The organism is Variovorax sp. dw_954, from assembly GCF_018449755.1.
GTDB lineage: Bacteria > Pseudomonadota > Gammaproteobacteria > Burkholderiales > Burkholderiaceae_C > Variovorax.
The window spans coordinates 12,726-35,263 of the sequence record NZ_JAAVVD010000042.1; the positions used below are offsets into that span (position 1 = coordinate 12,726).

General features: G+C 67.7%; 18 protein-coding genes. 6 read left to right on the forward strand and 12 right to left on the reverse strand.

The features are described from left to right. Window positions 1–163: 163 nt before the first annotated feature. Both HB681_RS35785 and HB681_RS35790 read right to left on the reverse strand, forming a co-directional pair. Window positions 164–1,432: a porin gene (locus tag HB681_RS35785; protein ID WP_213959650.1), complete on the reverse strand. Its 1,269-nt coding sequence runs from the start codon at window positions 1,430–1,432 to the stop codon at window positions 164–166. 164 nt (window positions 1,433–1,596) lie between these two features. Next, the gene (locus tag HB681_RS35790) at window positions 1,597–2,733 is read right to left on the reverse strand and encodes an acyl-CoA dehydrogenase family protein (protein ID WP_213959651.1); all 1,137 of its coding nucleotides are present in this window, start codon (window positions 2,731–2,733) and stop codon (window positions 1,597–1,599) included. Between the two features lie 244 nt (window positions 2,734–2,977). Here HB681_RS35790 and HB681_RS35795 point away from each other — a divergent pair, with 244 nt between their 5' ends. From HB681_RS35795 to HB681_RS35805, 3 genes are all read left to right on the forward strand, one after another. After that, a complete protein-coding gene (locus tag HB681_RS35795) occupies window positions 2,978–4,096 on the forward strand; it encodes an acyl-CoA dehydrogenase family protein (protein WP_213959673.1) in 1,119 nt (372 codons plus the stop codon). After that, the gene (locus tag HB681_RS35800; protein ID WP_213959652.1) at window positions 4,093–5,136 is read left to right on the forward strand and encodes a CaiB/BaiF CoA-transferase family protein; all 1,044 of its coding nucleotides are present in this window, start codon (window positions 4,093–4,095) and stop codon (window positions 5,134–5,136) included. The genes HB681_RS35795 and HB681_RS35800 overlap by 4 nt, the downstream gene beginning before the upstream one ends. Window positions 5,137–5,293: 157 nt before the next feature. Continuing rightward, complete coding sequence (locus HB681_RS35805; protein ID WP_213959653.1) at window positions 5,294–8,029, forward strand: LuxR C-terminal-related transcriptional regulator; 2,736 nt, start codon at window positions 5,294–5,296, stop codon at window positions 8,027–8,029. 503 nt (window positions 8,030–8,532) lie between these two features. Here the strand turns inward: HB681_RS35805 and HB681_RS35810 are convergent. The 10 genes from HB681_RS35810 to HB681_RS35855 form a co-directional block, all read right to left on the reverse strand. Then, on the reverse strand, window positions 8,533–9,768 hold the full coding sequence (locus HB681_RS35810) for a hypothetical protein (protein ID WP_213959654.1): 1,236 nt from the start codon (window positions 9,766–9,768) through the stop codon (window positions 8,533–8,535). A gap of 376 nt (window positions 9,769–10,144) precedes the next feature. Continuing rightward, window positions 10,145–11,842: an AMP-binding protein gene (locus HB681_RS35815; RefSeq protein ID WP_213959655.1), complete on the reverse strand. Its 1,698-nt coding sequence runs from the start codon at window positions 11,840–11,842 to the stop codon at window positions 10,145–10,147. Between the two features lie 40 nt (window positions 11,843–11,882). Then, on the reverse strand, window positions 11,883–12,713 hold the full coding sequence (locus HB681_RS35820; protein WP_213959656.1) for an SDR family NAD(P)-dependent oxidoreductase: 831 nt from the start codon (window positions 12,711–12,713) through the stop codon (window positions 11,883–11,885). A gap of 35 nt (window positions 12,714–12,748) precedes the next feature. Continuing rightward, entirely contained in the window at window positions 12,749–13,174 is a 426-nt protein-coding gene (locus HB681_RS35825) for a MaoC/PaaZ C-terminal domain-containing protein (protein WP_213959657.1), read from the reverse strand. Then, window positions 13,174–13,629 (reverse strand): MaoC family dehydratase N-terminal domain-containing protein, encoded by a 456-nt coding sequence (locus tag HB681_RS35830; protein ID WP_213959658.1) that lies wholly within the window; start codon window positions 13,627–13,629, stop codon window positions 13,174–13,176. Before HB681_RS35830 ends, HB681_RS35825 begins: the two co-directional genes overlap by 1 nt. 17 nt (window positions 13,630–13,646) lie before the next feature. Next, the gene (locus HB681_RS35835) at window positions 13,647–14,831 is read right to left on the reverse strand and encodes a lipid-transfer protein (RefSeq protein WP_213959659.1); all 1,185 of its coding nucleotides are present in this window, start codon (window positions 14,829–14,831) and stop codon (window positions 13,647–13,649) included. A gap of 121 nt (window positions 14,832–14,952) precedes the next feature. Continuing rightward, window positions 14,953–16,092, reverse strand: a complete 1,140-nt coding sequence (locus HB681_RS35840) for an acyl-CoA dehydrogenase family protein (protein ID WP_213959660.1) — start codon at window positions 16,090–16,092, stop codon at window positions 14,953–14,955. 129 nt (window positions 16,093–16,221) lie between these two features. Beyond that, window positions 16,222–17,388 (reverse strand): acyl-CoA dehydrogenase family protein, encoded by a 1,167-nt coding sequence (locus tag HB681_RS35845; protein ID WP_213959661.1) that lies wholly within the window; start codon window positions 17,386–17,388, stop codon window positions 16,222–16,224. Between the two features lie 13 nt (window positions 17,389–17,401). After that, entirely contained in the window at window positions 17,402–18,592 is a 1,191-nt protein-coding gene (locus HB681_RS35850) for a CoA transferase (protein ID WP_256735239.1), read from the reverse strand. A 5-nt stretch (window positions 18,593–18,597) separates the two neighbouring features. Further along, the gene (locus HB681_RS35855; RefSeq protein WP_213959663.1) at window positions 18,598–19,362 is read right to left on the reverse strand and encodes an enoyl-CoA hydratase/isomerase family protein; all 765 of its coding nucleotides are present in this window, start codon (window positions 19,360–19,362) and stop codon (window positions 18,598–18,600) included. Between the two features lie 130 nt (window positions 19,363–19,492). Here HB681_RS35855 and HB681_RS35860 point away from each other — a divergent pair, with 130 nt between their 5' ends. From HB681_RS35860 to HB681_RS35870, 3 genes are all read left to right on the forward strand, one after another. Beyond that, window positions 19,493–20,356, forward strand: a complete 864-nt coding sequence (locus HB681_RS35860) for a helix-turn-helix domain-containing protein (RefSeq protein WP_213959664.1) — start codon at window positions 19,493–19,495, stop codon at window positions 20,354–20,356. Between the two features lie 77 nt (window positions 20,357–20,433). Then, window positions 20,434–21,432, forward strand: coding sequence for a tripartite tricarboxylate transporter substrate binding protein (locus HB681_RS35865; RefSeq protein WP_213959665.1), 999 nt, complete (start codon window positions 20,434–20,436; stop codon window positions 21,430–21,432). Window positions 21,433–21,445: 13 nt separating this feature from the next. After that, a complete protein-coding gene (locus HB681_RS35870; RefSeq protein ID WP_213959666.1) occupies window positions 21,446–22,528 on the forward strand; it encodes a phosphotransferase family protein in 1,083 nt (360 codons plus the stop codon). The last annotated feature ends 10 nt before the right edge of the window (window positions 22,529–22,538 follow it).

The following is a 22,538-nucleotide window of genomic DNA, read 5'->3' on the forward strand; positions in this document are numbered from 1 at the left end:
GGAGGGGGATCACTCGCATTCGAGGATCTCAAAGGCAGGTGCGGCATGCACCACTCCGTGAGAGTGGCGCCCCGCACATCACGCTTTCACGTCGATACGGCCTTGCCATCTCGACTTGATCCCCTGCGCGGGGACGGGCCGGGCAAGGCCCGGCCCTGGGGGCTCAGAAAGCGTGCCGGATCCCGAAGTCGTAACCGTAGCCACGCCCCGCCCGATAGCCGGGCGCCGAGGAGTTGGCCGTGTTCGTGTAGCCCGGACCGACGTCGGCCGAGGTCACGCTGACCGGCGAGATGGCCGCGCCGTTCTCGTTGTCCGTCACCGCAAAGGTGGCGTACAGCGCCGTGCGCTTCGACAGGTTGTGCACGTAGCCGATGGCGTACTTCTGCGCCTTCGGAGGCGGCGTGGTCACCGGCACCGCGCCGGCGCGCGTGAATGCGGAAAACTCCCCCTTCACCTGCGAATACGAAGCCTTGATCAGGCCCACACCGACCGGGATCGTCAGGCCGACCAGGTAGTTGTTGGTGCTGAGGTCTTGCGGCGGGCTCAGCGCGGGTGTGAGCGGGAAGGCGGCAATGTTCACGAAGTCGCTCTTGACGTCGACCTTCGAGTACTCGCCGAAAAACTTCACCACGTCGATGTCGTACGAGGCACCGATGTTGAAGGTGGTCACGTTCGTCGTCGAGCCGAAGTGGAAGTTGTCGGCGACCGTGCTGCCGCCGTAGGCCACAGCCACGTCGAGCGGGCCATTGGCGTAGCCGGCGCGACCGCCTGCGTAGCGGCCTGTGCGCGCGTTGTTCGCGGTGGTCGGATCGTTCAGCGCGTCCGAGTTGACGACCTCGTTGAACGCATACATCACCTGGCCGTAGAAGCCGCCCAGGCTGGGCGGCAGGAAGTAGCCCACGGAATTGGACTTGCGGGCGTAGAACCCGCGGTTCAGCTGCAGCGTCGGGAAGGCGCTGCCCATCGTCTGCACGATCAGGCTGCTGCCGGAGCCGGCGTTGCCGAAGGGATCGAAGACCCCGTCGTTCCAGAAGGTGGGGCTGTAGTCGCGGCCGAGCCGCACTTCGCCGAAAGGTCCGAGCAGGCTCACTGTCGAGCGCCGGTCGAAGTAGAGGGCGCCACGGCCAACCGTTGCGACGTCGCCCCACATCGAGGACTCCAGCCAGAAGCCCGCGGCCAAGCCGCCGCCGAGGTCTTCCTGGCCCCTGAAGCCCAGCCGTCCGCCTGCATTGCCGCCGTTGGACAAGACCGTCTGGCTCTGCTTGAGGTCCGGCTTGGGCGTGGCGGGAATGACGCCGTTGTTCTGGTAGTTGCTGGTCGTCTGGTAGTAGCTGACGCCGATGTCGACGACGCCGAACAAGGCCACGCTCGATTGCGCCGAAGCCGAGCCGATGGCTGTCAGTGCGGCAATCGCGACAAGGATCTTGTTCATGGGTGAGGTGTTCGTGGCTAGTTTGCGGCGGGCCTGTTGCGCCTGTTGTCTCTGGTTTTTCATCATCTGTCTTTCGATCTCGATTCGTTTGGGGTTTTCTTATGTGCAGGGCTGGCTTCGTAGCCGGCCGTCATGGGGGTGCGGGTCGCTAGGCGTCTCCTTTGCTAGCTCAAGGCCGAAATGCCGGTGAGCGCCTGCGCGGCGACCAGCTTCTGGATCTCGACGGCGCGATCAGCGCCTGCGCGCTTGAAGGATTCGCGGTGCTCGTGGGGGCCGTCCCACTCGGGCGCATCGACGCCGCGAAGCTGCCGTGCCTGCCGATGCAGGCCGGCCGCGGCCTCCGACGCGTACCACCTCGCCATGCCGGCCTCGGTCTCGCAGTCGATGCCGGCGTCCACCATCGCGAGGCAGCGGTGGCACATGAGTCGGGCCGACTCGACGCGCGTCGCCATCTCGGCAATGCGTGCCGCGACAAGGCGGTGCGCCGCCATCGGGCGCCCGAACTCCTCGCGTGCGCGGGCGTGGGCAATCGATTCCTCCAGGGCCAACTGCATCAGGCCGACGCTGCCCAGGCCTGCAAGGATCCATTGCTGCGTGCGAGCGGCGGCGAGCAACTGTTGCGCCTCGTCGCCCTGGGCCAGCAGGTGGTCCGCCGGCACGCTTGCGCTGGCCGTGAAGACTTCCGCCGACCCTGCGTCGGCCGGACCGGCGGCGTGGTCGAGGCGCACCTCGTAGCGATGCGCGTCGCGCTCGACCAGCACCAGCGCCAACTGCCCGGCCGCGGTGCGGACCGGGCAGATCACGAAATCGGAATTGATGCCGTTGGAGACGCGGATCTCATCCGCCGTGACCAGCCAATGGCCGTCCTCCAGGCGAGCCTGCGCCAGCGGCTGCGATGCCGCCCCGGCCGCCGCCTCCATGGCGCCCAGTGCACCGATCTTCCTGCCTGCGATCACATCCGGCAGGTAGCGGTCGCGGATGGCCGGGGCGGCCGCGAGCAGCAGGCGCGCCACGACGATGCTGTCCTGCACGCCGGGCAGCGCCTCGCCGCCGGCCTGGGCGAATTGTTCGAAGAGCAGGCCCTGCGTGCCACACGACAGGCCGAGGCCCCCCAGCGCCTTCGGGATGGCGGCGCCGGGCAGCCCGAATTCGGCCACCATCTGCTGCACCTCGTGCGCGGTGGCCCAGGACATCACCCGATGCCGGTGCTTGCACGCGACCGGATGGACCTCGCGCTGCGCGAAGGCCCGAAAGACCTCGACGGTGAGCCGTTGCTCTTCGCTGGGTGTGGTGAATTGCATGCATGGTCCTCTTGCCGACTTGCACGCATTGGAGGATTTCGGCGCCGCGCTGTCGCCCCCCCACGGTGGGGAGCGGGCCGGACACCCGCGGCGGGGGGGTGACGCGCGGCACGTCCCGCACTAAGGTGCATGCACCTGCGTTGCCGCACCGCAAGAGGCGCGCGCAAACGACCTGCAAGACCCTCACACCCAAGACAGAGATTTCCAAGTGACCGGACTCCCCCAGTTGCTTCGCCATCCGTGGATGGACGAAGACATCGAGACTTTCCGCGACCAGGTGCGTCGCTTCATCCACAACGAGTTGTCGCCTCACCTGGAGGGCTGGCGCCGGCAGGGCTACATTCCGCGCGAAGCCTGGCGCCCGTTCGGCGAGATGGGCTTCCTGCTGCCGGAGCTGGACGAGAGCTACGGCGGCGCCGGCGTCTCGATGGCCTACCAGCTGGTGGTGCAGGACGAACTGGCCAAGGCCGAGTTCCCCGGCAACATCGCGGTGCACAACCTGGCCGCGCACTACATCATGGATTACGGCACCGAGGCGCAGAAGCGTCGCTGGCTGCCCCGGCTGGCGAGCGGGGAACTGCTCGCGGGCATCGCGCTTACCGAGCCGGGCGCCGGCTCGGACCTGAAGGCGCTGCGAACCCGCGCGCGCCGCGACGGCGATCACTACGTGGTGGACGGCGGCAAGACCTTCATCACCAATGGCTTCTCGGCCAACCTGCTGGTGATGGCGGTGCGCACCGGCGACGCCGGCAGCCGCGGCGTGTCGCTGATCGTGGTGGAGACGGAAAACCTGCCTGGCTTTCGCGTCGGGCGGCGCCTGGAGAAGCTGGGGCAGCATGCCTCCGACACGGCGGAACTCTTCTTCGACGGCATGCGCGTGCCGGCCGACCATCTGCTGGGCAAGGAAGGCGAGGGCTTCGCCCAGCTCATGAGCCAACTGCCGTACGAGCGCATGCTGCTGTGCGTGCCGGCGGCCGCGGTGATCGAACTCGCGGTCGAGCTGACGGTCGAGTACACGCGCCAACGCAAGGCCTTCGGACAGACCGTGTTCGACTTCCAGAACACGCGCTTCAAGCTGGCCGAATGCGCGACCATCGCGCACGTGGTGCGCAGCTTCGTCAACGACTGCGTGCAGCGCCTGGTCGACGGCAATCTCGAGCCGGAGGCCGCCTACATGGCCAAGCTCTATTGCACCGAGCAGCAGGGCAAGGTGGTCGACGAGTGCCTGCAGCTCTTCGGCGGCTACGGCTACATGGTCGAGTACCCGATCGCGCGGCTGTACGCCGATGCGCGCATCCAGCGCATCTATGGCGGCACCAGCGAGATCATGAAGGATCTCATCGCGCGGAGGTTGGGGGCATGATGCCGCCACTGAGGGGCGTGAAGGTCGTCGAGTTCGAGGGCATCGGACCGGGGCCGCTGGCCGGCCGCATGCTGACCGACATGGGCGCCGAGGTGACCGTGGTGGCACCGCCGCAGCAAGGTTCGGTGTCCAGGCAGCTGGGCGGCGACCTGGAGAGCCCGCTGCGCCGCGGCAAGACCATCGTGCCGCTGGACCTCAAGCAGCCCGAGGGCAATGCCCGTGCCATGGCGCTGGTCGAGGCGGCCGACGTGGTGATCGAAGGCAATCGCCCCGGCGTGATGGAGCGCCTGGGCCTGGGGCCTGCGCAGTGCGCGGCGCGCAATCCGCGCCTGGTGTATGGCCGCATGACAGGCTGGGGCCAGAGCGGCCCGCTGTCGCATGCCGCCGGCCATGACCTCAACTACGTCGCGCTGACCGGACTGCTGTCGCTGTCGGCGCACCGTGGCGAACGCCCGATCCTGCCGCCGACCGTCGTCGGCGACGCCGGCGGCGCCCTCGGCATGGTCTTCGGCATCGCCTGCGCGCTCGTCGATGCGCGCGCCAGCGGGCAGGGCCGCGTGGTGGATGCCGCCATCGTCGACGTGGTGGCCATGCTGGGCACCATTGCCCACTGGGCGCGCGCCAACGGGCAGCTGGACAGCCCCGAGCCGAGTCCCTTCCACGACTCGCCCTTCTACGATGTGTTCGCCTGTGCCGACGGCGGCCTCATCACCATCGGCGCGCTGGAGCCCAAGTTCTATGCGCTGCTGCTGCAGAAGATGGGCCTGCATGACGTGGACCCGGCGGCGCAATACGACAAGGCGGCCTGGCCGGCGCTGAAGGCGCGGCTGGAAACGCTCATTGCCAGCCAGTCGCGGGCGCACTGGTGCGCGCTGCTGGAAGGCAGCGACGTCTGCTTCGCGCCGGTGCTGAGCATCGACGAAGCGACCCGACATCCGCACAACGTCGCGCGCGGCATCTACGGCCTGAGTGCCAGCGGCGGCCTGCAGGTGGCCAGTGCGCCGCGTTTCCTGCCGCTGCGCGAGTCAGAACAGGAATAGCAAAGGCCGAAGGGGCGGCTGACCACCGGGTTGGCAGCCGCTTCTGGCGGCCGCCCGGAGCGCCGCAGGCGCTTCGAGGGCGAGTTTTTTCATTCGGCGAAATTGCAGTCTTCCCGTCGAGCGGCTCCGGGTCAATACTCGCCCCAGGAGACAAGACATGACCATCGAGTGGCCCGGCGCCATCGCCAGCACCAAAGTGACTGCACCGCGCGCAGCCCGCCGGCTCGTGCCGCGCGAGGCCATGCTGGCGCGCCTGGTCGAGGCGCGCAACCAGCGCTGCGTGGTCATCCAGGCGCCGGCCGGCAGCGGCAAGACCAGCACGATGGTCGCTTGGCTGCAGGCGCTGGTGCCCTTCGACGTCGACGTTGCCTGGCTCTCGATCGCCCCCGAGGACAACGAACTGCCACGCTTCCTGCGCTGCCTGCTGGCCAGCATCGCGGAGGTGGACGTCGACCTGGTCGGCGAGGCCTCGCTGCTGGTCGACACCGATGTCGACGAGGCGGCCGTCGAGCACTGCGTCATTTCCCTGGTGCAGGCCATCGCCTCGCGCCGGCGTTCGCTGATGCTGATGCTCGACGACCTGCACTGGGTCGACGACCCGCGCATCTTCCAGACGATCCAGTGGCTGCTCGACCATGCGCCCCCGCAGCTGCATCTGGCGCTGGCGTCGCGCAGCGCGCTGCCCCTGTCGCTGGGGCGGCTGCGCGCGCAGGGCCAGCTTTCCACCTTCGATCTGCGCGACCTGAAGTTCTCCGCCGACGAATCGGAGCGCTTCCTGCGCGAGCACCTGGGGCAGATCGATGCGCGCGACGCCCACGCCCTGCACGGCATGACGGACGGCTGGGTGGCCGGCCTGCAGCTGTACGCAGTCGACCTCAAGGGCAAGCGCGGTGTTGCGCGCTCGCCGGTGCCCTTGTCGGATGCACGCGCCTTCGCCAGCTACTGCGAGCGCGAGGTGCTGGACCAGCTCTCGCCGGAAGACCTGCACCTGCTGACGCGCATGGCCGTGTGCCAACGCTTCTGCGCCTCCCTGTGCGCGTCGCTGCTGGGCCAGCCCCACGCCGTGGCCCGGATGATGACGCGGCTCACGCAACTGGACAGCGACAACTTCTTCATCGTCCGCATCCAGGGCCGCGACCGCGAGGCCTGGTACCGGCTGCATCCGCTGCTGCGCGAGGTGCTGCTCGCGCGCCTGGCGCGCGAGCCCGCCGAGGAGGTGCGCGCGTTGCACGCACTGGCCTGGCATTGGTTCGAGGAGCACGGGCCGGTCGACGAAGCGGTGCGGCACGCGCTGCGGGTGAACGAGACAAAGGCCGCGGCCGACATGGTCGCGGCCGTGGTGCGCGAGCTGCTCAACGGCGGCGAGCTGGGCCGCCTGTCCGCCCTGTTGCGGCAGATACCGGCCGAGGAGTTGCGTCCGCGCGGCAGCCTGCGCCTGGCGCAGGCCAACCTGCAGGTGTTCGCGCGCGACCTGCGTCCGCTGGCCCAGACCATCGCGCAGATCGATGCCGACTGCATGAGCGGCGAACTGGCGCTCGACCACCTGCAGCGCTACGAGCTCCTGCTGCTGCGCGCCTGCCTGGCGCTGCACTTGGACGACACCGCGGGCCTTAAGGCCATGCTGCCCGCGATGGCGCAGGTTCCCGAGGGCGCGGACGATCTCGCGCTGGCCGGCAGCGGCACGATCCAGGGCTGGGCGTACATCCACCTGGGTCGCTTCGAGCAGGCCCGCGAGGTCCTGACCGCCGGCGCCGGCGGCAGCGTCCGACAGGCCCTGGTCGCCCGCAGCCTGGGTGCGCTGAGCCATGTGATGGAGGGGCGCGTCGTCGAGGCCGAACGGATCCTGCGCGAGGTCTACGAGGAGGCCGAGCAACGCGGATCGGCCTTCGCCGGCGTGGCCTGCACGGCCGCGGCCCTGCTTGGCGACGTGCTCTATGAACTCGGCGAAGTCGAGTCCGCCCGCCGCCTGCTGGAGTCCCGGATCGAACTGATCGAACGCGTCACCATTCCTGACGCGGTGCTGCGCGCGTATGTGGTGCTGGCCACGGCGCACTGGCAGGAGGGACACCAGCTCGAAGCCTTCGATGCGCTCGACCGCCTGGAGGACTTCGCCGACGTGCGCGGCCTGGACCGCCTGCATGCCCATGCGCTGCGCCTGCGATGCGGCTGGAACCTTCGGCAAGGAAAGTCCGATGCTGCCAAGGCGGCGCTGGTCCGGCTCGAGGCGCTGGCGGCAAAGTACGCGGATGTGCTCCCGCCCATCCAGAGCGAGATCGAATGGTGCGCCGCCAGCGCGCGTGTGGCCGTGGCCTTCCAGATGGGCGATTTCCATGCCGCCGTCGGTGTGCTGGATGCGATGCTCGCGCGCGCCGAGAAGGCGGGGCGCGCACGCGCGATCGCACAGAACCGCCTGAAGCGCGCCTATGCGAACTGGCGGCTCGGCAAGACCGAGCGTGCGCGCACGGACCTGGTCGAAGCGCTCGCCGTCGGCCGCCGTCTTGGCCTGGTGCGCCGCCTGCTCGATGCGGTTCCCGAGCTTGCGGAAATGCTCGCTGCGCTGCTGCGGGAGAAGGACGTCGACCCGGTGCGCGCGTTCTACGTTCGCCAGCTTCTAGCTGCCGCGGCTGCCTCGGCACGCGCACCCGGCGCGACCGGCGATCCGGCGGGGGCCGGTGGCGCGGAGCCCCTGAAGGAGCGCGAGGTCGAGGTCCTCGAACTTCTGGCCCAGGCCCTGCCCAACAAGAAGATCGCACGTGCGCTCGGCCTGTCGACGCAGACCGTCAAGTGGCATCTGAAGAACATCTTCGCCAAGCTCGGCGTGACCAGCCGCGACGCAGCCGTGGCGCGCATGCGCGACGTGCAGGACCGCAAGGCAGCGCAGACCGGCGGCTGAGCGCGGGCGCACGGCGCGATCCACGAATCCAGGCGGGCCATCGCCCCGCGGTAGACGACTATTGTCAATGGATGGTCGGCTACTTGCGACCTTGGGCCGCTCGCCGTCCGTCCTGTTCGGCGAACGGAAGTTCCATCAACCTGTCCTGATCGCGTGGTACGCAACCTGGGGGTCGACTCGGTTTGTCAAACAAACCTGGGCCCATCGAAGCGACACTGGCGAGAAGCTGCTCGCAGGTCTGCCGGTTGATCTTTTCGACTACGGACGGGAGATTGTTTTGCTCGTGGCAATACTGAACGTAGTAGTAGTACCGGTTCGTGTCGCCCACGCAGGGATCGGACGACCGCAATCTTTGCCCTCCAAGTGGAGGTCCGGGCCCAGAGCACGCATAGCCGTCGTGGTCGCGAACGGCCGCAGCGCTCGGTTAGCCGGCGTTCCGGCGCGCCAGCAGGAACTCCCGGCCGTCCTCCCATCGCTCTGGATTGCGGCATACCCGCCAGCGCTTACCCAAACGCGCGACTGTCGTGCCTCGGTGCTTTTAGGTAGGCGTCGAAGAGCATTTGGTAGGGGCTCTTATTAGTGAGACTCGCGAACAACGCTTTTCGCAATGCCCCTTTGGCCGACTCGGGAAGCATGTAGTGAGCGGCCTTGCCCCACCACGGAAGCGCATCGAGAACGAGCCGCTCTTCTGCTGGGGGAGTGTCGAGGCAGCCCTTGACGTGAATGGTCGCCGTGACGAGTTGCTTGTCAATTTCGACGAGCGCCTGATTGATGCGTATCTTGTCGTCTTGAGCGGCAAGATCGAGGAGTCCGCGAAAGTGCTGCCGCAACTCGATGCCGGACGGTCCTTCTCGAAAAGCTATCGCGCTTTCCCAGGCCGCCAGCGGTGAGGCCGTACCTCGAAAAAACGACCCCCCAACGCTCATTCCCTTGCCTTGGGGCAATCCCCTGGTCGCGACTGCTCTTGCGCGCTCGTAAACAGTCGAATCGACCCATTCCAGCACCTGGGTCGCCGAGATCTCGTTTGTGCACAACGCGCAATAGTCAACAATCTCGCGTAGTCCTTCATCTTGGAGCAGATATCCTCGACAAGAGTGCGGCAGGTATCCCTCAAGATTCGAAGCTTTGGTGCACGCTTGATAGAAAACGCCCCGGGATACGAACAACGCTACTGATATCTCATCTTCGGTGAGCCGTGGTCTGAAGTCGCCATACGTTCGAACGGCGTGGCGGTCCGGGTGCGCCGGATCTCGATAGCACAAGGGTATCTTGTTAACGAACAGGGATGTTTGCGTTCTCCGCAACGCATCCATGCCCGCAATCCATTTGACGACAAGTTCCTGAGCGAGGCCAAGGCGATCCCTATCAACGTCGTACAGGTAAGTCGGCAGCAGCGTCTTGTCTTGGCGCAGCGTTTCGAACTTCGGGAACCACCGATATACCCATGCTAGGTTTTGATGGCCGCCACTGTCCAATGCCCGCTTACCGAAATCTGGATCGAGTGGCGGGTCTGTCACGTCCGTCAGCGTGCTTGATCCTTCCCAAGTGAGTTCATCGACGAGCACTAGCGCCGTCACCAGTTCGTACAGCGCGCGGCGATCTTCGCGCTCGGCTGAGGGGAATCGCATGTAGTACTCCCTCGCATGCTCGGCCCCGAGTTGGCCGGATTCGGTAGTACCGACATACAGCGCGCGGCCCGCACTGGCCAATGTGGCGTTATCAACGAGCAACGTTGTCATCGTTCTACCTTCCACTCAAGGTGGGCTTGCGCCTCGATGATTCTGTGAAGATGCCCTTGTTGCAATCACTCGTGTGGGTCGTACCGCCAAATCGGGGCGTCGGCTCCGTTCAGATAGCAGTCACTGGGCGGGCAAGCACGACCGGCTGATTGTGGCCGAAACCGGGGCTAGCTCTCAGCGCCAGAAAGCTGCCCCTCGGCCTGAGCATGCATCCCTCCGCAGGGTCTTTCATATGAGCAGTGCCGAGTGCTTGGACAGCACCCGGCGCGTCGTTGACTCGCACAACTTGATGGGAGTTCGTCATGGAAAACCGTGTCCAACGCTACGCGGCGGCAGGCGGCCCGCGCTTGCCGTTTACGAGGCCTTGGGCGCGTCTCTAGACGCTCCCGGCGAGCGCCTTGTCCTTCTCGTTCTGCGCTTGCTGCAGCACGCGCCAGAGCACCTTGCCCGCAGGCGTCTTCGGCAGGCTGTCCACGATCTCCACCAGCCGCGGCGCCTTGTATGACGCCATGGTGCCGCGGGCCCACTCGATCAGCTGCTCGGGCGTGACCGTCTGGCGCGCCTCGGGCCGCAGCACGATGAAGGCCTTGACGGTTTCGCCGCGGCGCGCGTCGGCGGCCGCGATGACGCAAGCCTCCTGCACCGCAGGGTGCCCGTACATCCACGATTCGACTTCGCTCGGCCAGACCTTGAGCCCCGAGGCGTTGATCATCCGCTTGAGCCGGTCGACCACGTAGAAGTAGCCGTCCTCGTCGTGGTAGCCGATGTCGCCGCTGCGCAGGAAGCGCTTGCCGTCGATCTCGATGAAAGCCTCGGCGGTGGCCTGCGGCATGTTCCAGTAGCCGTCGAACAGCGTCTTCGTGTGAAGGATGATTTCGCCGTGCACGCCGGGACCGAGTTCCTCGCCGGTCGACGGGTCGATCACGCGCGCATCGGAGTCGATCCACGGAATGCCCGCGCACTGGCGCCGCGGGGCCTGCGGCGGATTGACGTGCGAGGCGCTGCAGGTTTCCGTCATGCCGTAGCTCTCGATCAGCGTCAGGCCGAAGCGCTGCTTGATCTCGTCGGCCACGGCCTGCGGGATGGGCGTCGCGCCGCCGAGGACGTAGCGCAGCGAAGACAGGTCGCGCGGCTTCTCGGCCAGTTGGGCGAGAAGCTCCACGATCATCGGCGTCACGCCGCCCCAGACGCGCACGCGGCGCCGCTCGAGCAGTTCGGCGGTGGCACCGGCGTCCCAGCGCGAGAGCTGCACCTGGGTGCGTCCGCCCGCGAGCAGCACGTTCATCATCGCCATGCCGCCCATGTGGTTGAGCGGCATGCAGGTCAGCTCGGTGTCGTCCTCGCAAAAATCCATCCACGCGATGCGCTGGTTGAGCGTCTGCACGAAGGCCCGGTGCGACATCATGGCGCCCTTGGCCTTGCCGGTGGTGCCCGAGGTGTAGGCGATCACGGCGAGGTCGGCGCCGCGCGCGCTGGAGGGCAGCGGCGCGATGTCGGCCGCCAGGGCGCCCATGAAGTCGTGCACCAGCGGCTGGCTGCCGTGCTCGCGCGGCGCCAGCACGAAATCGGGGATCGTCATGAAGGGCACGTCCTCGGGCCGGCCGGCCAGGTCGCTGTAGGCGCCCGCGATGACGCCTTCGAGCGCGCCATCGTCCAGCAGCGGCTGCAGCCGGGGCAGGAAGTCCTGCATCGCGATTGCCACGCGCGCGCCGGAATCGCTCGCGTAGTAGCGCAGCTCGGCATCGGTGCTCATGGGGCTGAGCGCCACCACCACCGCGTCGCAGCGCAGGATCGCGTAGTAGGCCATCACGAACTGCGGGCAGGGCTGCATCACCAGCAGCACGCGGTCGCCGCGGCGCACCTCCAGGTGCTGCTGGAGGTAGCCGGCCAGTGCCACGGCGCCGTCATGCAGCGCGCGGTAGGTGGTGGGGCGCCCGTAGTAGTCGATGGCCGTGCGCTCGGGGTGGAGCTCCGCCCGCTGCGGCAGGTGGTCGAAGAGGTTGCGCTCGGGCATCTCGAGGGTGTGCGGTACGCCGGCGGGCCAGTGGGCGTGGTGCCTCGTCAACTGTGGCATGTTGGAATTCCTTATCGACTGCGCCGTTGTTAGGACGGGTTCAGAACCCGCCGCGTCCGCCACCGCAGATCAGCGTCTGGCCGGTCACGTAGTTCGACTCGGGCAGGCACAGGATGTAGACCGCACCGGCCGCTTCCTCGACGGTGCCCATCCGGCCGAGCGGGATCTCCTTGGCGGCGAGTGCGATCTTGTCCGCGGGAATGCCCACGCGGACGTCGCGGCCGTCGACCTTGACAGTCGTCTCTTGCGTGACGGCCTGCGTCAGGCGCGTCTCGACCGCACCGAAGGCGACGCAGTTGACGTTGACCTTCATGCGGCCCCATTCCTTGGCAAGCGCCTTGGTCATGCCCATCACACCGGACTTGGCCGAGGAGTAGTTGACCTGGCCCGCGGTGCCGCCGGTGCCCGAGGTCGACGAGATGTTGACCACCTTGCGGAACACTTCCTTGCCCGCCTCGGCCTCGGCCTTGCTGGCTTCGCGGAAGTGGGGCTGCGCGGCGCGCAGCACGCGGAAGGGCGCCTTCAGGTGGCAGTCCAGGATGGCGTCCCACTGCTCGTCGCTCATCTTCTGGATGACGTTGTCCCAGGTGTAGCCGGCGTTGTTGACGATGATGTCGAGCGCGCCGAAGGTGTCCAGCGCGGTCTTGACGATGCGCTCGCCGAAGTCGGCCGCGGTCACGTTGCCGACGCAGGCCACCGCGGCGCCGCCGGCCTCGCGGATCTCGGCCACTACTTCCTCGGCCGGTGCCGCGTCGAGGTCGTTGATGACGATGCGCGCGCCTTCGCTGGCGAGCTTCAGTGCCACGCCGCGGCCGATGCCACGGCCCGATCCGGTGATGATGGCGACCTTGCCTTCGAGTTTTCTGCTCATGTGTGTCTCTTGCTGGATGTTGGATTGAATGAAGTTCAGACGACGGCGATCACGGCCTGGCCAGTGATCTTGACGTCGCCCTGCTGGTTGGCGACCTGCATGTCGATGCGCAGGCGTATCTCGCCGTCCTGCTCGAAGCGCTCGGCGACGACGCCGGTGCAGCTGGGCGCGTCGTGCACGGCGGTGATGCCGGTGAAGCGGATGTTCAGCGAGCGCACGCGCGCCTGGCCGGCCCAGTCGGTGACCATCCGGCCCACGTAGGCGGCCGAGAGCATGCCGTGCGCGAACACGTCGTCCACGCCGGCCGCTCGCGCGAAGTCGATGTCGATGTGCATCGGGTTGTGGTCGCCCGAGGCGCCGGCGTACAGCGCCAGCGTGGTGCGGGAGATCGCGGGGATCTGCAAGGTGGCCGTGCTGTCGCCGACCTTCAGGGCCTGGAGTTGTTGGAGGTCGATGGCCATCAGCTTGCCTTTCCGAGTTGGCGCTGCACGACGGTGGAGCGCAGGTCGGCGACGTGCACGCCGTCCTGGTTGGTGACGCGGGTTTCCTTGATCAGGAACTCCAGCGCGCCGCCTTTCTTCTCGTAGATGTCGGCGATGCGCGACTCGAAGGTCAGCGCCTCGCCCGCGCACGCCGGTGCGTGGTAGGCGTAGGCCTGCTCCGCGTGCAAGATGCGCTTGAGCTCCATGCCCACGAGCTTGAGTACGTCGCGCGAGGGGAAGGCCTGCGTTTCCAGGCACGACAGGTAGGTTGGCGGCACGCGCAGCGAGCGCAGGCCGGAAGCGCGGGCGGCGTCCACGTCGCTGTAGATGGGATCGGTCTCGCCGATCGCCTTGGCGTAGAAGCGCACCGCGCCTTCCTCGATGGTGACAGTGCGCCGGCCGAGGTCGGTTCCGATGAAGGACTTGTCGATCATGGGTGTCTGCCGGGCGTTCAGTTCTTGCCGTACAGCGTCACCACGCAGGCGCCGCCGAGGCCGATGTTGTGCTGCAGGCCGATGCTCGCGCCTTCCACCTGCCGTTTGTCGGCTGTGCCGCGCAACTGGTTGGTGAGCTCGTAGCACTGGGCCAGGCCCGTGGCGCCCAGCGGGTGGCCCTTGGACAGCAGGCCGCCGGACGGATTGGTCACCACCTGGCCGCCGTAGGTGTTGTTGCCGTCGAGCACGAACTTCATGCCTTCGCCGGTGGCGCAGAAGCCCAGGCTTTCATAGGAGAGCAGTTCGTTCTGCGCGAAGCAGTCGTGCATCTCCGCCACGCGAATGTCCTCGGGGCCGATGCCGGCCTTCTCGTAGACCTGCTTGGCGGCGGCGCGCGTCATGTGGTCGCCGACGTAGCTGATGAGCGAGGGCGGGTCGAAGGATTCGACCGGGTCGGTGGTCATTGCCTGCGCCAGGATCTGCACGTCGGTGCGCAGGCCGTGCTTCTTCGCGAATTTCTCGGACACGATGATGGCGGCAGCGGCGCCGCAAGTGGGCGGGCAGGCCATCAGGCGGGTCATCACGCCGGGCCACATGACCTTGTCGGCCATCACTTCCTCGGTGGTCACGATCTTCCTGAACAGCGCCAACGGGTTGTTGGCGGCATGGCGGCTGGCCTTGGCGCGGATCGCGGCGAAGGTCTCCATGGTGGTGCCGTACTTCTGCATGTGCTCGCGGCCCGCGCCGCCGAAGCCGCGCAGCGCCTGCGGGATCTCGATGTCCGAGGTCAGGCCGAACAGCACCGGCAGGAAGCGCTCGCGCGTGGGCGGGCGGTCGTCCCACGGCGACTTGAGCGCGCCGGCCTGCATCTGCTCGAAGCCGAGCGCCAGCGCGCAGTCGACCTGGCCGCTCTCGACCGCGGCGCGTGCCAGGAAGAGGGCGGTCGAGCCGGTCGAGCAGTTGTTGTTGACGTTGACGATGGGGATGCTGGTCTGGCCCACCTCGTAGATGGCGGTCTGGCCGCTGGTGGAGTCGCCGAAGACATAGCCGGCGAAGGCCATCTGCACCTTGTCGTAGCCGATGCCGGCATCGGCCAGCGCCAGGCGCAGGGCCTCGGCACCCATCTGCGTGTAGCTCGGGCTTGCGCCGGGCTTGCTGAAGGGAATCATGCCGACGCCGGCCACAATCACTTTCTCGCTCATATCAGTCTCCAGGTTTGGGGGCGCCATCGCGGCGCCGGTTCATTCATGATGGTCCGCACGCCGGGCCGCGGCACCACTCCCACGGAGTAGCGGCACGGGCGCCGGACACGCGGATAAAAAATCAGAGCTTGCGTGCGATGAGTTCGCGCATCACTTCGCTGGCGCCGCCAGCGATGCGCTGGTAGCGCAGGTCGATGAACGCCCGCGCAATCGGGTACTCGACCATGTAGCCGTAGCCGCCGTGCATCTGCACCATGTCGTCCACGGCCTTCCACATCGCCTCGGTGGAGAACAGCTTGGCGATCGCGGCCTCCTGCAAGGTGATCTTGCGCTGCATGTGCTCGCCGATGTAGTAGTCGACCATCAGGCGCGTGGCGACGGCCTGCGCCTTGATGTCGGCCAGCTTGAACTTGGTGTTCTGGAAGTCCCACACCGTCTGGTCGAAGGCCTTGCGCTGCTTCACGTAGTCGATGGTCAGGCCCAGCAGCCATTCAAGCTTGCTGGCCGCGGCGACCGCCATCAGCAGGCGCTCCTGGGCCAGTTCCTGCATCAGGTACTTGAAGCCCATGTTCTCTTCGCCGAGCAGGTTGCCCACGGGCACGCGCACGTCGTCGAAGAACAGCTCGGCCGTGTCGGCCGCGTGCAGGCCGACCTTCTCCAGCTTGCGGCCGCGGCGGAAGCCCGCGCGCTCGGCCTCGACCAGGATCAGGCTCACGCCCTTGGCGCCCGCCTGCGGATCGGTCTTGCAGGCCAGCAGGATGAGATCGCAGTTCAGGCCGTTGCTGATGAAGGTCTTGGCGCCGTTGATCACGTATTCATCGCCTTCGCGCCTGGCGGTGGTGCGCATCGCCTTGAGGTCGCTGCCGCCGCCGGGTTCAGACATGGCGATGGACAGGATCGATTCGCCGGCGCAGATCGAGGGCAGCCACTTCTGCTTCTGTTCCTCGGTGCCCAGGCGCAGGATGTAGGGCGCGATGATCTCGGAGTGCAGGCCGAAGCCCAGGCCCGAGACGCCGCAGCTGGACTGGGCTTCGCCCAGCACGGCCGCATGGCCGAAGTCACCGCCGCCGCCGCCGTATTCGACGGGGATGGTGGTGCACAGAAGGCCTTCGCGCCCGGCCTTGAGCCAGGTCTCGCGGTCCACGCGGCCGGCGCGGTCCCAGTCGGCCTGGCGCGGCAGGCATTCGCGCTCGAAGAAGCGCCGCGCCGTGTCGCGGAATTGCTCGTGGTCCTCGCGAAAGACCTTGCGTTGAATTTCCATGGAATCCTCTTGGCAAATGGGGGTGTTCTTGGCGGCGGGGCGCGTTGGGCGAGGCCCGCCGGCTTGACTGTCATGGTCGCGCGGGCCTCCGTGGCGGTCACCACTCCAGTGGAGTGGAAGGGGCCGCTGTCAGCGCCGCAGGCCCAGCAGTTCGCGCGCCACCACCCAGCGGTGCACTTCGCTCGGCCCTTCGTAGATGCGCATCAGGCGCGTCTCGTTGGCCATCTGTTGCAGGGGGAGCTCCTTCGTCATGCCCATGGCGCCGAAGGCCTGCATCACGTGGTCGATGATTTCCCAGGCCATCTCGGTGGCGTAGACCTTGATCATCGAGACCTGGCTGCGCGCTTCCTCGCCGCGGTCGATGCGGGCGGCGGCCTCGTAGGTCATGAGGCGGCAGGCATGGATGCGGGTGGCCGCGTCGGCGATCCACCACTGGATGGCCTGGCGCTCGGCCAGCGGCGCGCCGAAGGTGCTGCGCTGCGGCGCGTATTCGCACAGCATGTCGAGAGCGCGCTGCGCGCGGCCGATGCACCAGGCCGCCATCTGCACGCGGCGGCTGCTCAGGCGCGCCTGCATCGGCGCGAAGCCCGCGCCTTCCTTGCCGAGCAGCTGGCCGCCGCCGACGCGGCAGTTGTCGAAGCTCACCTCGAAGGTCGAGTGGCCGCCGATCATCGGGATGCGCCGCTCGACGTTGAAGCCGGGCGTGCCCCGGTCCACGATGAACGCGGAGATGCCGCCGCGCGCGCCCTTGGCTTTGTCGGTGACAGCCAGCACGATGGACCAGTCGGCGCGGTCCGCGCGCGTGATCCAGATCTTGCGGCCGTTGATCACCCAGCCGTCGCCGTCGCGCTCGGCCCGCGTCTTCATGCCCGCCGGGTCGGCACCGGCGCCGGGCTCGGAGATGGCCATGGCCGAGACGGTCTCGCCGCGCGCATAGGGCGCGAGGTAGCGCTCGCGCTGGTCGTCATTGGCGCTGAGCATCAGCATGCGCAGGTTGGGCGAATCCGGCGGCAGCTCATAGGGCGTGATGGTCTTGCCGAACTCCTCGTTGACGCCCACCATCGCCGTGACCGGCATATCGGCGCCACCCATCTCGGTGGGCGCGTCCAGGCCCCAGAGACCCAGCTCCTTCGACAGTGCGTCGAGGCGCTGGTGTTCCTCCGGCAACAGCGCGAACTGGCCGGTGGTGGATTCGCGTGCCATGGCGCCCGCTTCCAGTGGCAGCAGTTCGTCGCGTACGAAGCGCGCGACGAGGTCCTTGAGCATCTGGTGCTCTTCTTCGAGTTCGAAGTTCATGGTGTGTCTCTTTTCAGTCTTGGCGTTGGGGGAGGGCGCGCGGCATCGCAATGCCTGCTTCGCGCAGCACCTCCTGGGTGTGCTCGCCGAGCGACGGCGCATGGCGGCGAAGCGTGGCGGGGGTCTTGTGGAACAGGGTGGCGGGGCGCAACTCGCGGAGCGCGCCTTCGGTCGGATGCGTCGAGTTTTGGAACAGGCCGACCGCTTCGAGGTGCGGATGACCCGGCAGATCGTCCAGGCGGCAGATCTCGGTGGCCGGGATGTCGAGCCGCTCGCACAGGGCCAGCCAGTCGGCGCTCGAGCGCGTGGGCGTGATCTCGGCCAGGCAGGCGTAGAGCTGGCGGATATGCCTGTTGAGCTGATGCCGGCTGGACAAGTCGTAGGCGCGCGCGATGTCTTCGCGCCCCACGGCCTCGAAGAAGGCGCTCCAGTGGCGGCCGGTGTAGGGCAGCAGGCTGATCCAGCCGTCGGCCGTGGGCACGGGGCGGCGACCGCCGTCGAGCAGGCGCGCATAGCCGGCCGGCGCGGGCGAGCCCGGGAAGCTCAGGCCGCCCATGTGCTCGGCCAGCACGAAGGAGGCCATGGTCTCGAGCATCGGCACCTCGACGTACTGGCCTTCGCCGCGGCGCCCGCGGTGGACCAGCGCCGCCATCACGGCATTGGCCAGCGCGAGCCCGCAGACCTTGTCGGCGATCAGGCTGGGCATGTAGCCGGGCGCCTCGCCGTCGATGGCGCCCAGGCCCACCATGCCGCAGGACGCCTGGATGATGTCGTCGAAGGCAGGGCGGTCGCGCCAGGGGCCGTCCTGGCCGAAGCCGGTGGCCACGCAGTAGACGATCTTCGGATTGAGCGCAGCCACCGCCTCATAGCCGAAGCCCAGGCGCTCGATGGCGGCGACGCGCATGTTGTGCACGACCACGTCCGCACCCGCGATCAGTGCGCACAACGCGGCGGCATCGTCCTCCTGCTTGAGGTCGAGCACCACCGAGCGCTTGTTGCGGTTCAGCGCCAGGTAGATCGAGCTCATGCCCGGATGCAGTGACACGCCGTTGGCGCGCATGAGGTCGCCTTCCGGCGGCTCGACCTTGATCACGTCGGCGCCGAAGTCGGCGAGCACCTGCGTGGCCAGCGGGCCGAGCACCACGGCCGTCAGGTCGATGACCCGGATGCCGGCCAGCGGTCCGGTGGGAGCCTGTTCGCGCATGGCCATCAGGTCCGGGTGAAGTTGGCCGGGCGGCGCGCGGCCATCGCGGCCACGCCTTCGCGGAAATCAGCGCTGACCATCTGACCGATCTGGATCTCGCGCTCGCGCCGGTTGACCTCGGCGATGCGTTCGGCCAGGCCGAGGCGCAGCGAGGCGCGCGTGCTTTCGACGGCGGTGGGGCTCGATTCGGCGATCTCGGCCGCCAGCGCCAGGGCGCGCGGTAGCACTTCGGCGTCGGCGACCAGTTCGTCGGCCAGCCCGATGCGCTGGGCTTCGGCGCCGTCGATGCGGCGGCCGGTGAAGAAGAGCAGGGCGGCCTGCTGCTCGCCGACCAGCCGCGGCAACGTGAGCGTGAGGCCGAAGCCGGGGTGGATGCCGAGGCGGTTGAAATTGGCGCTCAGGCGCGCGGAGGGGCCTGCCACGCGGAAGTCGGCCACCAGTGCAAGACCCAGCCCGGCGCCGATCGCCGCGCCTTGCACCGCCGCCACGATGGGCTTGCGCGTGCGGAACAGGCGCATGGCCTGTTGGTAGAAGGGGCCGGGGTCGGGCGTGCCCTGCGTGACGCCGCCGAAGTCGGCGCCCGCGCAGAAGGCCTTGCCAGCCGAGGAGAGCACGATGGCGCGGCAGTCGTCGTCGGCATCCAGCGCCTCCAGCTGCCCGGCCAGGCGGGTGACGAAGTCCATGTCGATGTAGCCCGGCGCTTCGCGTCGCATCTCGATGTGGGCGACATGTCCGGTAAGGGTGATGCAGAGGTCGGGGGAACTGGTCATGGGATGTCTCGTTCGGACGGGCCTTCGTGCAGCCCCGGTCAGCGGTTTGTAGGAGCACAAGTATTTGCGTAGGCAAAGGCTCCGCACCATGGTCAAATTTCGCTCTTCGAAATTGCAGCGAGCATTTGCCATGGCCCGTTCACCGCCTTCAGTCCCTTCGAAAAAGCCTTCGACGCGCAGCCTGACGCGGCAAAGCGGCACCTTCACGCGCTCGACCGCCGGCAGCCAGTCGCTGGTGCGCGGTCTCGACCTGCTGCGAGCCTTCCTGCCCAGCGTGCCGGCGCTCACCAACGCGGAACTGGCCGAGCGCACCGGCCTGCCACGGCCCACCATCAGCCGGCTGACGAACGCGCTGGTGGGCGCGGGATTCCTGGTGCATGAAGCCCAGACCGGCGCCTACCGCCTGGCGCCGGTGCACCTGAGCCTGGGCGTGGCCTTTCGCCAGACCAAGTCCGAACTGGCGCTGGCCCTGCCGCTCATGCGAAAGGTGGCCGTGGCCGAGAAGATCAACGTCGGCCTCTCGACCCCTGACGGATTGGCGATGGTGTACCTGGAGACCTTGCGGGAGAGCCGGGGGCCGGTGCAGCGACAGGTGACGGCGGGCATTCGGCTCGCGATCGAGTCGAACTCACCCGGGCATGCGTACCTTGCCGCGCTCGACGCGCGCTCGCGCCAGCGCATCCTGAAAGCGCTCGAAGCCCAGCACGGCGCACGCTGGCCGGCGCTGCGCAAGGACATCGACAAGTCCCTGGCGAGCCATACGCGCCTGGGCTATTGCCGCTCGGACGCCATCCCCGGCATGTCGGCCATCGCGGCTGGACTGCGCGCGCCGGACCGCACCTTCTACGCCATCAACTTCAGCCTGTCGGCGAAGGATGGCGATAACGAACCGCTCGTGCAGCGCTGCGCGCCGGTGCTGCGCAAGCTGGTCGAAGACGTGCAGCGCGCGTGGGATGAAATGGCCAGGGTGCAGGCGCCCGCTGGATCAACCTGAATTTCGCTCATCGAAATTGAGCTCTGGTCCCGGCCCGGGCTTGCGAGAACACTGGGTGCACTACAGGAGACAAAGACATGCACCACACGACCAATCAATCGCGCCGCCAACTGCTTTGCAGCATCGCCGGCGCAGGCCTGGCCTCCATGGCCGGAACCCTGCCTTTCGCCGCGCACGCCGCGGACCCCACCTTTCCGTCGCGGCCGATCCGCATGGTGGTGGCCTTCAATCCGGGCAGCGGCTCGGACATGCAGGCGCGCGTCATTGCACAGGTGCTCAGCGAGAGCACGGGGCAGCCGGTGATAGTCGACAACAGGGCGGGCGCGAATGGCATCGTCGCGGTGCAGTCGGTGCTCAATGCGCCGGCCGATGGCTACACCATGCTGTTCGGCAGCAACTCGACCTTCGCGATCAACGCCGCGCTGATCCGCAACATGCCCTACGACCCGATCGCCGACTTCACGCCGCTGAGCCTGATCAGCAGCCAGTACTGCATGGTGCTGGTGCCGGCCGATTCGCCGTACAAGACGATGGCCGACCTGATCGCCGACGCGCGCAAGCGGCCCGGCGCGCTGAACAACGGCGCCGGTTCGCCGGGCTACAACCTGTGGTCCACCTGGCTCAACGAACTCACCGGCATCAAGACGGTCAACATCCAGTACAAGGGCGGCGGGGAAGTGGTCAGCGCACTGCTGGGCAAGCAGGTGGACTATGCGGTGGCGGTCATCAGCCTGGAGATGATCAAGTCCGGCAAGCTGCGCGCGCTGGCCGTGAGCGGCCCGAAGCGCATGCCTTCGCTGCCAGGCGTGCCGACCATGGCCGAGGCCGGCGTTCCCGAGTTCCAGGCCTTCGTCTGGACCGCACTTGGCGTCTCGGCGAAGACGCCGCAGCCCATCGTGCGCCAACTGGAAGCCGCCGTCCTGAAGGCGGCCAGGTCGCAGGCGTCGCTGGACTTCCTGCAGAAGCAGGACGCGTCGCCGATGGCCGGTGGCCCCGAGCAGATGCGCAACTTCCAGCGCGAGGAGATCCAGCGCTGGAAGCGGATCGTCGCGGCCAACGGCATCGAGTTGCAGTAGGACTCGGTTCGACATGCTCGACGCAAGCTATCTGGAAGTCGGCGGCCTGGAAAGACAAGAACCCGTACAGGCCCCCGGATTGGCAGTCGACAGGCTCGAGGCCTTCCTGCATCGGCGCTTGCCGGGCCTGCTCGGCCGCATGCGCGTCGAAGCCATCGGCGGCGGCCAGTCCAATCCCACCTACTTCGTGGACTTCGACAACCGTCGCATGGTGCTGCGCAAGAAGCCTGCCGGCGATGTCCTGCCTTCGGCCCACGCGGTGGACCGCGAATACAGGGTCATGCAGGCGCTCGCGAGCACGGCGCTGCCGGTACCGCCGGTGGTGCTCTACCACGCGGAGCCCGACATCGTGGGCACCGCGTTCTACCTCATGGAGCGCGTCGAGGGACGCGTGTTCCAGGACAACCAGCTGCCCGGCATGGCGCCTGCCGAGCGCCGCGCCATCTACCTCGCCATGGCCGACACGCTCGCGCAGTTGCACGCGGTGGACTGGCGCGCAGCGGGCCTCTCGGATTTCGGTCGCGAGGGCGGCTTCTTCGCGCGCCAGCTGCGCCGCTGGAACCAGCAGTGGGCGCTGTCCAGGACGCGAGAGAACCCCGCCATCGACGAACTGCTGGCCTGGTTGGGCGAGCACATGCCCGCCGATGACGAGACCACGCTCACCCATGGGGACTTCAAGCTCAACAACCTGCTGTTCCATCCCGAGGAGCCGCGCGTCGTAGCGGTGCTCGACTGGGAACTCTCGACCCTGGGCCATCCGCTGGCCGACGTAGCGTTCAACACCGTCGCCTGGCGCACGCTGCCCACCGAGTTCGGCGGCATCCGCGGGGCGGATCTCGCGGCGCTGGGCATTCCGTCGGAACACGAGTACCTGGCGCACTACTACCGCCGCACGGGCCGCGACGCGGCTCGGCGGGCCACGCCTTTCCACTGGGCCTTTGCGCTGATGCGCTGGGCCGTGATGTTCGAAGGGATCGCGGCACGCGCCGCGCAGGGCAATGCCGTGGCCAGCAACGCGGCCGAGGTAGGGCAACTGGGACTCGCGCTGGCGCAGCGCGGGCTCGAGGCGATCCGTACCCCGGTTCCCCATTTCTGAAAACATCCGT

Bases quoted from the DNA above. Each gene is read 5' to 3' on its own strand.
- HB681_RS35860 (WP_213959664.1), top strand. From the start codon at position 19,493: ATGGCCCGTTCACCGCCTTCAGTCCCTTCGAAAAAGCCTTCGACGCGC.
- HB681_RS35805 (WP_213959653.1), top strand. From the start codon at position 5,294: ATGACCATCGAGTGGCCCGGCGCCATCGCCAGCACCAAAGTGACTGCA.
- HB681_RS35840 (WP_213959660.1), bottom strand. From the start codon at position 16,092: ATGGAAATTCAACGCAAGGTCTTTCGCGAGGACCACGAGCAATTCCGC.
- HB681_RS35870 (WP_213959666.1), top strand. From the start codon at position 21,446: ATGCTCGACGCAAGCTATCTGGAAGTCGGCGGCCTGGAAAGACAAGAA.
- HB681_RS35825 (WP_213959657.1), bottom strand. From the start codon at position 13,174: ATGGCCATCGACCTCCAACAACTCCAGGCCCTGAAGGTCGGCGACAGC.
- HB681_RS35815 (WP_213959655.1), bottom strand. From the start codon at position 11,842: ATGCCACAGTTGACGAGGCACCACGCCCACTGGCCCGCCGGCGTACCG.
- HB681_RS35810 (WP_213959654.1), bottom strand. From the start codon at position 9,768: ATGACAACGTTGCTCGTTGATAACGCCACATTGGCCAGTGCGGGCCGC.
- HB681_RS35800 (WP_213959652.1), top strand. From the start codon at position 4,093: ATGATGCCGCCACTGAGGGGCGTGAAGGTCGTCGAGTTCGAGGGCATC.
- HB681_RS35855 (WP_213959663.1), bottom strand. From the start codon at position 19,362: ATGACCAGTTCCCCCGACCTCTGCATCACCCTTACCGGACATGTCGCC.
- HB681_RS35785 (WP_213959650.1), bottom strand. From the start codon at position 1,432: ATGAACAAGATCCTTGTCGCGATTGCCGCACTGACAGCCATCGGCTCG.
- HB681_RS35790 (WP_213959651.1), bottom strand. From the start codon at position 2,733: ATGCAATTCACCACACCCAGCGAAGAGCAACGGCTCACCGTCGAGGTC.
- HB681_RS35865 (WP_213959665.1), top strand. From the start codon at position 20,434: ATGCACCACACGACCAATCAATCGCGCCGCCAACTGCTTTGCAGCATC.
- HB681_RS35820 (WP_213959656.1), bottom strand. From the start codon at position 12,713: ATGAGCAGAAAACTCGAAGGCAAGGTCGCCATCATCACCGGATCGGGC.
- HB681_RS35795 (WP_213959673.1), top strand. From the start codon at position 2,978: ATGGACGAAGACATCGAGACTTTCCGCGACCAGGTGCGTCGCTTCATC.
- HB681_RS35845 (WP_213959661.1), bottom strand. From the start codon at position 17,388: ATGAACTTCGAACTCGAAGAAGAGCACCAGATGCTCAAGGACCTCGTC.
- HB681_RS35830 (WP_213959658.1), bottom strand. From the start codon at position 13,629: ATGATCGACAAGTCCTTCATCGGAACCGACCTCGGCCGGCGCACTGTC.
- HB681_RS35850 (WP_256735239.1), bottom strand. From the start codon at position 18,592: ATGCGCGAACAGGCTCCCACCGGACCGCTGGCCGGCATCCGGGTCATC.
- HB681_RS35835 (WP_213959659.1), bottom strand. From the start codon at position 14,831: ATGAGCGAGAAAGTGATTGTGGCCGGCGTCGGCATGATTCCCTTCAGC.